The organism is Streptomyces katrae, assembly GCF_000966975.1.
In the GTDB taxonomy this organism is placed as follows: Bacteria; Actinomycetota; Actinomycetes; order Streptomycetales; family Streptomycetaceae; genus Streptomyces; species Streptomyces katrae.
Genome location: NZ_JZWV01000723.1, coordinates 1 through 10868 on the forward strand (window position 1 = coordinate 1; position 10868 = coordinate 10868).

The 10868-nt window shown below is 68.0% G+C and carries 9 protein-coding genes and 4 pseudogenes; 8 read left to right on the forward strand and 5 right to left on the reverse strand.

From position 1 onward, the window contains the following. The coding region (locus VR44_RS25150; protein ID WP_045949871.1) for a zinc-binding dehydrogenase at positions 1-507 on the forward strand (507 nt) is incomplete at its 5' end. 41 nt (positions 508-548) lie between these two features. After that, positions 549-641: pseudogene (locus tag VR44_RS44175) on the forward strand (IS5/IS1182 family transposase); the annotation flags it as partial. A gap of 66 nt (positions 642-707) precedes the next feature. Here VR44_RS44175 and VR44_RS25155 read toward each other — a convergent pair. The 5 genes and pseudogenes from VR44_RS25155 to VR44_RS47530 form a co-directional block, all read right to left on the reverse strand. Then, the gene (locus VR44_RS25155) at positions 708-1277 is read right to left on the reverse strand and encodes an SMI1/KNR4 family protein (RefSeq protein ID WP_045949872.1); all 570 of its coding nucleotides are present in this window, start codon (positions 1275-1277) and stop codon (positions 708-710) included. Positions 1278-1881: 604 nt separating this feature from the next. Next, complete coding sequence (locus VR44_RS25160) at positions 1882-2688, reverse strand: hypothetical protein (protein ID WP_045949873.1); 807 nt, start codon at positions 2686-2688, stop codon at positions 1882-1884. Between the two features lie 44 nt (positions 2689-2732). Beyond that, positions 2733-2982: pseudogene (locus VR44_RS47520) on the reverse strand (transposase). 276 nt (positions 2983-3258) lie between these two features. Beyond that, entirely contained in the window at positions 3259-3993 is a 735-nt protein-coding gene (locus VR44_RS45275; RefSeq protein ID WP_157880398.1) for a hypothetical protein, read from the reverse strand. A 135-nt stretch (positions 3994-4128) separates the two neighbouring features. Then, positions 4129-4248, reverse strand: a pseudogene (locus VR44_RS47530) (hypothetical protein); the annotation flags it as partial. A 342-nt stretch (positions 4249-4590) separates the two neighbouring features. On the opposite strand from VR44_RS47530, the gene VR44_RS25170 reads away from it, so the two are divergent. From VR44_RS25170 to VR44_RS25190, 6 genes and pseudogenes are all read left to right on the forward strand, one after another. Beyond that, positions 4591-5652, forward strand: a complete 1062-nt coding sequence (locus VR44_RS25170; RefSeq protein ID WP_245692182.1) for a hypothetical protein — start codon at positions 4591-4593, stop codon at positions 5650-5652. A gap of 349 nt (positions 5653-6001) precedes the next feature. Next, complete coding sequence (locus VR44_RS25175) at positions 6002-6280, forward strand: beta-ketoacyl synthase N-terminal-like domain-containing protein (RefSeq protein WP_045949875.1); 279 nt, start codon at positions 6002-6004, stop codon at positions 6278-6280. Between the two features lie 10 nt (positions 6281-6290). Then, the gene (locus VR44_RS45280; protein WP_157880399.1) at positions 6291-6503 is read left to right on the forward strand and encodes a hypothetical protein; all 213 of its coding nucleotides are present in this window, start codon (positions 6291-6293) and stop codon (positions 6501-6503) included. Positions 6504-6818: 315 nt separating this feature from the next. Beyond that, positions 6819-7421 (forward strand): NUDIX domain-containing protein, encoded by a 603-nt coding sequence (locus VR44_RS25180; RefSeq protein ID WP_094191904.1) that lies wholly within the window; start codon positions 6819-6821, stop codon positions 7419-7421. Between the two features lie 375 nt (positions 7422-7796). Beyond that, positions 7797-10354: pseudogene (locus tag VR44_RS25185) on the forward strand (lysylphosphatidylglycerol synthase transmembrane domain-containing protein). A 7-nt stretch (positions 10355-10361) separates the two neighbouring features. Then, a complete protein-coding gene (locus tag VR44_RS25190) occupies positions 10362-10571 on the forward strand; it encodes an STAS domain-containing protein (protein ID WP_052713809.1) in 210 nt (69 codons plus the stop codon). Positions 10572-10868: the final 297 nt, after the last annotated feature.

Here is a 10868-nt window from a genome sequence, read left to right on the forward strand (position 1 = left end):
CGCCCCGCCCGCCACTACGGTGCGCGGGTGATCGCGACGGCCTCGCCGGAGAAGCACGACACCGTCAAAGCCCTCCTCGGCGCCGACGAGGTGCTGGACAGCCGACGCCCCGATCTGGCCGAGGAGATCACCCGCCTGACAGGCGGGGTCGACCTGGTCCTGGAATCGGTGGGCCAGGCCACGTTCGAGGCCAGCCTGTCGGTCACCAAACCCTTCACCGGACGCATCGTCGTGTTCGGAGCCGCTTCCGGTGACGCCACTGTGACCACGCGCGAGCTGGTCTTCACCCACCAGGTTCAGATCAAGGGCCTGCACATCGGCGCGCTGGCGGCCGCGGCCCCATCCCTCTACCAGTCGTTGCTCGTCGAGATCGAGGCTCTCATCGCCCACGGCGTCTACCCGCCCGGCATCCCCCACGTCCATCCCCTGGCCGAAGGACCGGCAGTGCTCCAGCAACTCGAAGCCGGCCAGACCCGGGGCAAGCTGGCCCTCGATCCCTGGCGCTAGGACTTGTCCGCACTGTCAGATTGGGGGCCATAGTCGCAGGCAAGTCCTGGCAGATCCTCCGCCGGGCCCGCTGCAGCCCCAACCGGATGACCGTCATCACCGCAGCCATCCTCACCGTGGAACGTCAACGCTGACGAGGCTCCTTGCCGTTCCAGGGCGAGGGCGGCTTGGCAATGGCCGTCATCCAGTTGCGAACCGTCTCACGACCAGAGAAGTCGACCTTCGGTGAACCGACAGACCGGGGAGCTTCCATCGGCGATCCTCGTCAGCGTTTCCGCGACGGAGTCGAAATACTGGGCCATCGACTCGTACTCGCCGGTGACTGTCATCTCACCCACGAACCAGCTGCCGACGCGCCCGTCCCGCACATCGATGAACTTCCCCCTCCAGCCGTCCTGGTCCGACAGGAACGGGATCCACTCGTTACGCCAGAACGGGTGGTCCGGCTGGTCCGGAGGGTCGAATCCGCAGGACGTGGAGCGGTTCGCGTAGAGCCTCTCCATCGCCCGGACACCCAGAAGGAAGCTTCCCTCGTCGGGGAACCCGTCGAAGCCGCAGCACATCACGTCGTCGTCGAACTCTTCCTCCGGCAGGTCCAGATTGTTCTGCAACAGCCACGTCCGCAGGTCCCCATGCAGGCGGATCCCCATCCGCCCTTCGGCTGCCGCGAGCATCTGCTCCGTCGCGGGCCCGGGCAGATCCGCGTGATCGGATGGCGCGTGCTCCCGAAGAAGACCCATCACACGCGACCAACTTTCAGCCGCACTCATCGCGCTCTGCCCTCTCCACAGGGATGACTCCGTCCGCCTACGCCACTGCGGAGGTTGAGAAGTACCGGCCGGAGAACCTTGCAGGGATGGTACTTCCCACATGTGTTCCACCCCTCCCCACGTTCGTCTTCCACACCGAAGCGCAGGGTCGACCGCTCAGCGAAGTGCCCGCCCGCGACTTCTCACAGACAAGCCGCTGTGCCGGCGGGCCCAGCCGAAGAGTTTCCAGGACTCAAGCGAGGGGACACGATGTCACCCTGGGGTGGCGCAGCTGCAAACGCTCGCTGTCTCCCGCGCCACCGCCCCAAACCCGAGAGATCACAGACAGGGGCCTGCTGGCCCTCGCACAGTGCCTCGCTGCCCCTTGTCCCGGGCGAAGCCGGCGTGCCCGTGGCACCGTGGCAGAGGTCCATGCAGCGGGGCCGGTCGGCGGGCAGTCCCGCCGGGCCCGCCGCGGACCCCCTGGCCTCTTTCGTGTCCTTACTTCCGGGGCTTCCCGGCAGCCTGCCGAGTGCAATTGGCTACGTTGGTGAGAACGGGCTCTGGTCCACTTCTTGTGGTGCGGCCACGCGGGGTAGTCAAGGGGTGATTAGGGGGACCTGTGTCAGAACGGCGGGTCGTCGCTGTAGCTGCCGCTGCCTGTCCAGTTATCGTCCCAGGAAGCGCGGGCGGCTCTGAGATGGGCGTAGTGCTCGCGGGCCGCGATGTCGGACGCGTTCTCCAGTCCGCTGGTGTCGTGGCCCCAGGCCTTCAGCGTCTCCAGGACGCGGTCCCGGTGGTGTCGGTCAGTGCTGATGGCCAGTAGGCGTCGAGCGTGGTCGACCAAATCGGCTTGGTATTGGGTGAGGAAGGGGTGCTCGATGAGGGGGATGGCGGTGACCAGGGCGGTGTGGCGGACGTTGGCGTCGTCATGACCTAGGAGGGGACGAACAGCGGAGAAGATCGCCGGGCGTGCGTCCCGGAACGCCCGCATCGCGTCGTACTCGTCGAGGAAACCCCCGTCGAAGACGCGTTCGCCGGCAGCGACGCACTCGTCGTCGGCGTCGTAGGCGGTGTCGCCGAGCCAGTCGAGCAACTGCACAAGAGTCGGGCGGTGCTGTGTCCCGATGCCGGGGTTGTCGTCGCCCGCCGTGATGGCCGGATGGTTGAGGATGGCCGCGACGAAGAGCGCCACGGGCACGGTGGCCTCGTAGATGCTGTTCTGGTGGGTCCCGGGCCCCAGCGCGGCCTGGAGAGCGGCCTCCCTGATGACCGGGTCGGGGTCGGTGAGAAGTGTCAGTGCCGCCGGCAGGTCTTCGCCCGTCCCGAAGGCTGTGTCGAGTGCCCCCCAGTTCGTATTGTTCAGCAGTGTTTGGAATGGCGGGAGGGCGGCAGGGTGAGGCTGCTCGTTCTGGCTGCTGCTGTGGGTCACAGGACGAGGCTATTGCGTTGACCAGCCAGAGCTGTGCGCGGGTGTCACGTGTGGAGCAGGATTCGTTTGCGGAGGAGCTCGAAGCCTGCGCGGCCGGACCTGGCGCTTCAGCATCTTGATCCGGTTGACATGGCCTTCGACGACTCCAGAGTTCCATGGCTGAGAGAGTCCGGCGGTGACAGCGTCGAGGTCGCGTTCCAGGTGCCGGGCGAATCGCAGGAGGCTGGGCAGGTCGGCGTTGGTCGCAGCCTCGATCCAGGCCGGAAGCTGGTGTCCTTGCAGCTGAGTAAGCATGTGCGGGAAGGAACGGATGTGCCCGACGAGTGGCTCCAGTTCGGGGCAGTTGGCCAGTACGACCTTGAGCCGGAGCCGGTCGCCCTCGGCCAGGGCCTCGGAACGGGCAAGGATCCAGCGGGTAACGGCGCGAGCGTATGGCGGCCGAGGGCCGACCGGCTGGGGCTTACCACGTAGATTCCGGCTGACGCAGGCGCGAACGGTGCCGTAGCCGTCCGGGTAGCCCTGTCTCTTGATCTCCTCCCACAGCTTCCAGGCGTTGGGGCAGTCCTCCTGTCATCGCTGGTCGAGGTATGACTTGAAGGCATCGAGCTTGGTGGGGCGGCTTTGCCACTGGCCGGCGAACAGCTGCTCCGGCTCCGCGGCATGGGCAAAGCGGCGGACCGTGCTGAGGCCCATGCCGAGCGGGCGGGCGATGGACCGCTTGCTGTGGCCGGCGGCCAGGAGCGCGTGGACGGTTGCGTGCTTGGCGCGGGTCCGCTCACGAACCGGTGCCCTGTCGGCCACGGCGACGACGCGGGCGGATTCGACGCCTGCCGGGGCTCCTCCGGTGGCGCCGGTGCCGGGCGTAGGCAGGCGCGGTGCCGGTACACGCACTTCTCGGCGGCTTCGCCGAGGTTGTGCCAGAGGTGCCATCGGTCGGCGACCTGGAGGGCCTGCGGGGCGCCGCGGGTAGCGCCTGCGGCGTAGAAGGCGGCGGTCACGGCAGATGATCTCAACTCCGGGCCGCTCGGAAAGCCAGGCCGCGAGCGTGTCCGCCTCGCGGTCCGGAAGGAGGTCCACCGGCAGACGCGCCTCGACGTCGACGAGCACGGTTCCGTAGATCCGGCCCTTGCACTGTGCGAAATCGTCCACGCCGACCACGCGGGGCGTGGCGCTGGGCGGATCTGGCAGTGAGGTGACCAGCCCCAGGAGCGTGTTCCGGCCGACTCGCACCCCGAATGCGTCCGACATCCGGGCGCCGGCACGTCCTGCGAGCGCGAGACCGACCGAAACCAGCGTCGATCGCACTCGCTCCGTCCGCCGACCGAACCGACGTGTTAGCCCGGGTACCTGCTCGACAAACGTCTTGCCCGGGCAGGAGTCCTCCGCGCAGACGAACCGGCGCACCCGTAACGACACCACGACCAGCTTGCCAGCGGTCGGCAGATCACGAGGAAACCGCAGGTAGGAGCCATGTATTCGCTCCGACCAACACCCGAAGTCCGGGCACGTAGCCCCACGGGCTTGGGCCTGGGCCTCCACCCGCACTACGGCGTCGGCCACCTCGACCGACTCCGCCGCACGTTCTCCACCGACCAGAACAACAACTCATCCAGCTGCGGCCGTACTCCGTTCACGAGGCAAAACTGTCGCCTCACGCCGCCCGGGCGGGACTATTTTCGGGCGACCTCGGCAGCCATCTAACGAGGAGCAGCAGTCACGCTGCGTGAGTTACCACAGGAAGTGGATTAGAGCCGCCTCTGACCTACGCAGCCACCTTCGCAAGCTCCAGATTCGGGAGTTAAGGCGTACCGTGCTGATGTGATCACGACTGCACCAGGGACCGCCTTACTACTCGCCGCCGCTCCAACCGGCAAGAGTCGGCTGATTGATGCCACTCGGGTCTTGCCCACCCTGGCAGCCTGTCCACCCGCGTCCCTGACCCGCACGACCGCCGGAACTGTCGTCGAACTCGCCGACCCTGTCGATCAGCAGACCGTCCTCACCCGCATCCGGGCCGCCGCGGCTGCTCCAGGCCCTCTGACGCTGATCCTTGCGGGCCAACTTCAGCTCGACACGAGGCAGAACGAGATCCATCTGGCTCTCGCCCGCGCGACGCCGTCCACCCTGCGCTACACGGGACTTCCTTGGGCCTGGCTGGCCAGCGAACTCAAACCCCGACGCCCGGGTACTACGACCGTCCTGGTCGACTTGGTGGCGGCCCCCAGCACGTGGCAGACCATCCGCACGCATGGGCTCACGCTCGGCCACGGGATATCGCTCTACGGACGCATCGCCCCGTCGCTGCCCCGGCACCGGATCGCAGCCCCCACCTACCTGCAGGCCGTGGCCGGCATCTGGAGAAGCGGGCTGACCCCACCGCTGGCCGAGCTCCACGCGAAGGCCGCAGCCCAAGTCGGCCACGACGAGGCCCTGCTCCTCGCGATGGACTTCACACCGGAACCCCTCCCAACACCCAAAGCTCCCCTTGCCACCACGACCGCAGACCCCCTCCCCGCCATCCTCGCCGCCGCGCACGCCGGGCACCACGACCAGGCCGCGTCGCTCGCCGTGACATGGGAAGGCTGGGCAGAGCGGACGTATGGCCCCGGCTCCGCTCAGGCGATCCATTGGCTCGAGGTCCGTGCCGACCTCGCACACATCGCCGGCGATACCGCGCGCAGCTGCGAGTTGTGGATGGCAGCGGGACAGGCCCGGCTCACCCGACACCAGGCCCCCGACGCCCCGGAGGTCGAGGCCGCCGTGGACCGTGCCCACCACCAGTGGCAGCAAGTACGGGATCCGCGGCGGGCGCGGGAGCTGGGCCCGCGTCTCGTGGGGCTGCGCCGCCGCGTCCCCGGGCAGCGTGCCGGTGCGATGGAAGCCGTACAGCGCCGGCTCGAGCTGTTGCACACCATGCCGCAGGCCCTGACCGCAGGCAGCGGGGGGTCTGGCCGTACGGTGTGAGGCATGGGTACCGAGCACGACTGGCCAGCGGACCACGACCTCGTGGTGCGCTGCCTGGCCGAGGCTGCGGCCCTGTGGCAGGCCGGAGAGTGAACGATCAGCCCCTCGGAGCGGGCCGCAGCCAGCGCACCCGGACTGACCGCGGAGCCCGCGTACGACTACCCCGCCCTCCCGGCACACGGCCCCGCAACCAACTTGCTCGTCCCGCCCTCCTGGCTGCAGCGGGCGTGGCGCCTGCCTGCGCTCGCCGGCACTCTGCCCTCGGTCACCGGATCCTTGCCCGCCAGGGCCCGCTGCCGATGCTGCTCGGCGCAGCAGCGGACCTGTGCGACCACCTCCGCGAAGGCGCTTGTTCGGCAACCTGCCGGGAAACGCGACCGGCCGCATCACCTTCGCCATGGACCTGCGGGGACCGGCGATGGTGATCGAGACCATGTGCTCCTCCGGCCTGGTCGCCGTCCACCAGGCGTGCAAGGCACTGGCCGTCGGCGAATGCGACATGGCGCTCGCCGGCGCGTCGCTGCTGATGGCCTCGCCGGAGACGCTGCACTACGAGGCGAAGTGGCTGACCTCGGCGCGCGGCCACTGCTACGCGTTCGATCCCCGCGCGGACGGCAATGCGCGGTGAGGGCGCCGGGATGCTGCTGCTGAAACGTTTCTCCGAGGCTGTGGCCGACGGTGACTGGGTTTTGGCGGTGCTGCGCGGGTCGGCGGTGACGTCGGACGGGCAGTCAGAGCGAATGACCGCGCCTTCGGCGATGATGCCAGGCGCGGTGGCACTTCGACGTGGAAACCGACAGTGTCTTCGCCAGTGGCGACATCCCCGTCGCCGCAACGGCCTGATCCGCTGACCGGCCCGAGGAGCGGCGGCACGGCTCGCCATCCTCTTCCTCGCTTACCTTCGCCCGGGCTCCGAGCTCGAAGACGCCCGCGAGATCGCGCTGAGTTTCACCCTGTGGGCGAGGGCGGACCAGCCGAGTTGTCGTGGCCGCCCGGGCGCGAATCCTCGACAGCCACGAACGGCAGAGAACCGAAAGCCATACCCGGACCCCCTGGGTGAGCCACCCCTACGAATGGCTCGTCGTGCCGCCAAACAACGTAGGGAAGGACTGAACTGGCTGTGTAGGTAAGGTAATCTGACCTGACCGCTGCTGATGAACGCGTCCATGACTCCTGAGACGGTGGGTGCTGTGGGAGAAATGGTTGAGCGTGTCGATGACCGAGATCACGTCCAGGGCATCGTGGAGCGTGGAGAGGCCGTTTCGCGTGGTTGGCTGCACCGCGTCGCAACGACCGTCTGCCGTGACGAAGCGGGCAGGATCCTGGTCTATCGGCGCCCCAAGGACGTGAATCGCTTCCCGGAGTGCTACGACGTGATGGTCGGCGGCGCGGTGAGGATAGGCGAGTCCTATGAAGCTGCGGCTGCACGGGAAGTGACCGAGGAACTCGGCGTCAGATCTCCAGTGTGCTTCCTGTTCAAATTCCTGTGCCACGGCGCTATCAGTCCGTACTGGCTCGGGGTCCACGAGGCGGTGATTTCGACTGAGGTCACTGTTGACCCGACCGAAGTGGCTTGGCACGGATGGCTGACGGAGACCGAGTTGCAGGAGGCTGTGCGGCGCTGGCCCTTCATCCCGGACGGTCAGGAGGCGTTCAGCAGATACCTCACGCTCCGGGGTGACGCGGGTCAGGTGGAGAATGAGCAGGGGCCGCTGCCCGCACCGACGCTACGTGACGCCGCGTACCGGTTGGGGTGGCCGAGGCAGTAAGTCCGTCGCACCAGAAAGACGGAAATCGAATCGTCCGCATCCGACAGTCGAGAGGGCTGCGAACCAGTGAGCGTCAGGCCATCAGCTCTCCAGGCCCTCCGACTCGTCCAGGTGGCATGGTCACAGCTGGCGGCGACGCTCTCGACGTAGGGCGCCAAGCGCTTGTGCGATCTCCGTGCCTGTCGCAAGGGCTGGGAAGAGCTGGTTGATGCGGCGGTGGCACGGGCGGAGGTGGGTTGCCGGGCGACAGGCCGGCCGGGCGCCGGATGGGAATACGGCGCGAACACTTCGCACCATTGAGAGGAACTTACCCAACCAGTGATACCCACCAGCAGGAGCGCGGGGGAGCCCCGGCGCAACCAGCTCCGCGACTCCATCAGGCCGTCCGGATCCGAACCGGAGTCCACGCCGCCCGTGGTCGCTCATGTAGCCCAGTTCGGCGGCGATGACCTGCTGCCGGGGGCACGCGTCCACCGCTCCGTGGACCTGCTGCGATTTCTGATGGGGGTGCTCTGCACCGCCATCGTTCTTGCCGTCTCCTGGGTCGCGCACGCCACCACTTCCGGCGTCGAGCAGGACATCTCACGCGGCACGGACCACACGCCCGGCTTTCCGATCAGCCTGGTCGGCTTCATCGCCGGCGCGGCCGTTCTCGTCCTCTCTGTCGCGTTCGCGATTGAACGCCTGGTCAGGCGGGACGACATACGGCTGACCGACGGCGTACTGGCGGCCGTCCTCGCCTACGGAGTTTCGCTGGCAACCGACCTGTGGGTGACGGCTGCCGCGCCCTCCGCAATCCGCGACGCGCTCACTCGAACCTTGCCCACCGGCGGCACCACCGACCCAGTGCACGGCTATCTCGCCTCCGTCCTCGCATACATGACGGCGGTGGGCCTGGCGCGTCGCCCACGATGGCGAGTGGCGCTGTGGGCGGTGCTGTTGCTGAATGCTTCCGTGGCGCTGGTCGGCGGCTACAGCACGTCGCTCTCCCTCTTGATCACGCTCCTGATCGGCTGGAGCGTAGCCTGGAGCACCGTCTACGTCGTCGGCGCGCCGAATGTCCGTCCGACCAGCCGCAGCCTGCTGGCTGGACTGCGGCGGGCCGGCTTCCCCCGGTCCCCGACCGCGGCCGCCGCTACCGAGTCACACTGGAGGACAGCCACCCAATCGACGTCACCATCGTCGACCGAGAACAGCAGGCGCACGCCTTCATCCACCAAGCCTGGCACCGCATGATGATGCGCCCCCTGGGCCAGCGGCGCAGCCTGCAATCGCTGCGCCAGGCGCTTGAACAAGAGACATTGCTGGCGCATGCGGCGATCGCGGCGGGAGCGAACACACCGAAGCTCATCGCAACCTCCGAACTTGGCCGGGACGCGGTGATGCTCGTATACGAGCACATCGACGGGTGCACCTTGGACATGCTCCCTGAAGAACAGATCACCGACGCCGTCCTGGACGGCGTCTGGGAGCAACTCCACGTGCTTCAGTCACGGCTCATCGCTCACCGGCGGCTGACCGGGGACTCGCTGCTGGTGAATACTTCCGGCACGGTCTGCATCACCGACCTGGGCGGCGGCGAGATCGCCGCCGGGGACATCCTGCTGCGGATGGACACGGCCCAACTGCTCACCATGCTCGCACTACGCGTCGGCCCCGAACGCTCCGTCGCCTCCGCGATGCGGGTGCTCGGCCCCGACGCCGTCGCCAACAGCCTGCCACTGCTCCAACCGATCGCACTCAGCCACTCCACCCGCGCCAAATTCCGACGACTCGCCAAGGAACGCGCCGAACGAGAGCGCCAGGCGCTGCTGGGGACCGTCCCGGCAGCGAAGCCGCTCACATCGGAGAAGGGCCACAGGAGCGACGCCGCCAAGGCCGTGAGTGCCGGCGAGAGACCGGACGTCAACGAAACCCACGAGCAAGCCAACGATGGGGATCTGCTCGCACAGATACGCCTCAAGGTTCTGCGAATTCGCCCGCAGGCCCCTGTCACCCCGGCGCGGCTGGAGCGGATCAAGCCACGCACTCTGGTCACCCTCGTCGCCGGCGTCGTCGCCGTCTCCTATTTGCTCACCCAACTGACCAAGCTCGACTTCGCCGCCACCGTCCACCAGGCGAACTGGACCTGGCTACTCCTCGCGCTCGCGTTCTCAGCCCTGACCTACGTGGCGGCGGCCATGAGCCTGCTCGGCTTCGTCCCCGAGAAGATACCCTTCGGGCGGACCGTCCTGGCGCAGCTCGCAGCGTCCTTCGCAGTGGCCCCGGCAGCGGTCGGCGGCCTCGCGGTCAACACCCGGTTCCTGCAGCGCAACAACGTACGACCGGGACTCGCAGTGGCGAGCGTGGGCGCGTCCCAACTGGCCACCGGAGCCATCCACGTTCTGCTCCTGCTCACCTTCGGCTACGTGACGGGCACCCAGCACACAACCTCCCTCTCGCCGGCGAGTTCGACAGCGGTGATCGGCGGCCTGCTCACCGCCGCTGTGCTCGTGGTAGTGGTCACTGCGATTCCACGACTGCGCGGGTTCGTCACGACCCGGGTACGCGCTCTGCTCGCCGGGGTAGTGCCTCGCATGCTCGACCTGCTGCAACGGCCCACTAAGCTGCTGATGGGTTTCGGCGGCATCCTACTGCTCAACCTCTCCTTCATCGCCTGCCTGGACGCCTCCGTACGGGCATTCGGTGACTCGCTCAGCTACCCAACCATCGCGGTCGCTTACCTCGTAGGCACCGCCGCCGGTTCGGCCGTTCCGACCCCGGGTGGAATCGGCGGCATCGAGACCGCACTGGTCGCCGCCCTCACCCTGGCCGGGCTACCCGCCGCAGTCGCATTCCCCGCTGTACTGCTTTACCGCCTGCTCACTTTCTGGCTTCCGGTACTCCCCGGATGGGCTGCCTTCACCCATCTGATCCGCCAAAACATGCTGTGACGGGGCCATGCCCGCCGCCGAGGCCCTGCTCCTGATCGTCGACGTCACCAGTGTGACCTTCGCTGATTCGTTCTTCCTCAACGTCCTCATCCGGCTGCGCAAACGGCGCCCGCTGATCCTGGCGGGGCCCTTGCCGCACCAGCTGGAGTGGCTGCTGGAGATGACGGGCGCGCTGGTGCTGTTCACGATCCGCGACGGTCAGGAACCGGCGCCCTGACTACCGGCCCCTTCTCAGGCGGGGTGGGATGCTGGTCGTGGAGGATGAGCCCCATTGGTCGTCGTGTACTTCCCTGATCAGGCCGGCTACGCGGAGTGCGGCTGCCAGGGCGAGTGTGAAGGCGTGCCGCAGTCCGGGGAGCTCGGCGGGGGCAGGTGGCCGGCGGCCGCGGCGGGGGCCCCGGCGGCGGGGCCGGGTGATTTCCTCGGGCATCCAGGCGTGACCCTGGAGTGGCGCGGTCTGGGGCCAGGAGCCGGGGCGGCATAGCGCGGGGGTGTACCAGGTCAGGTGTGGATG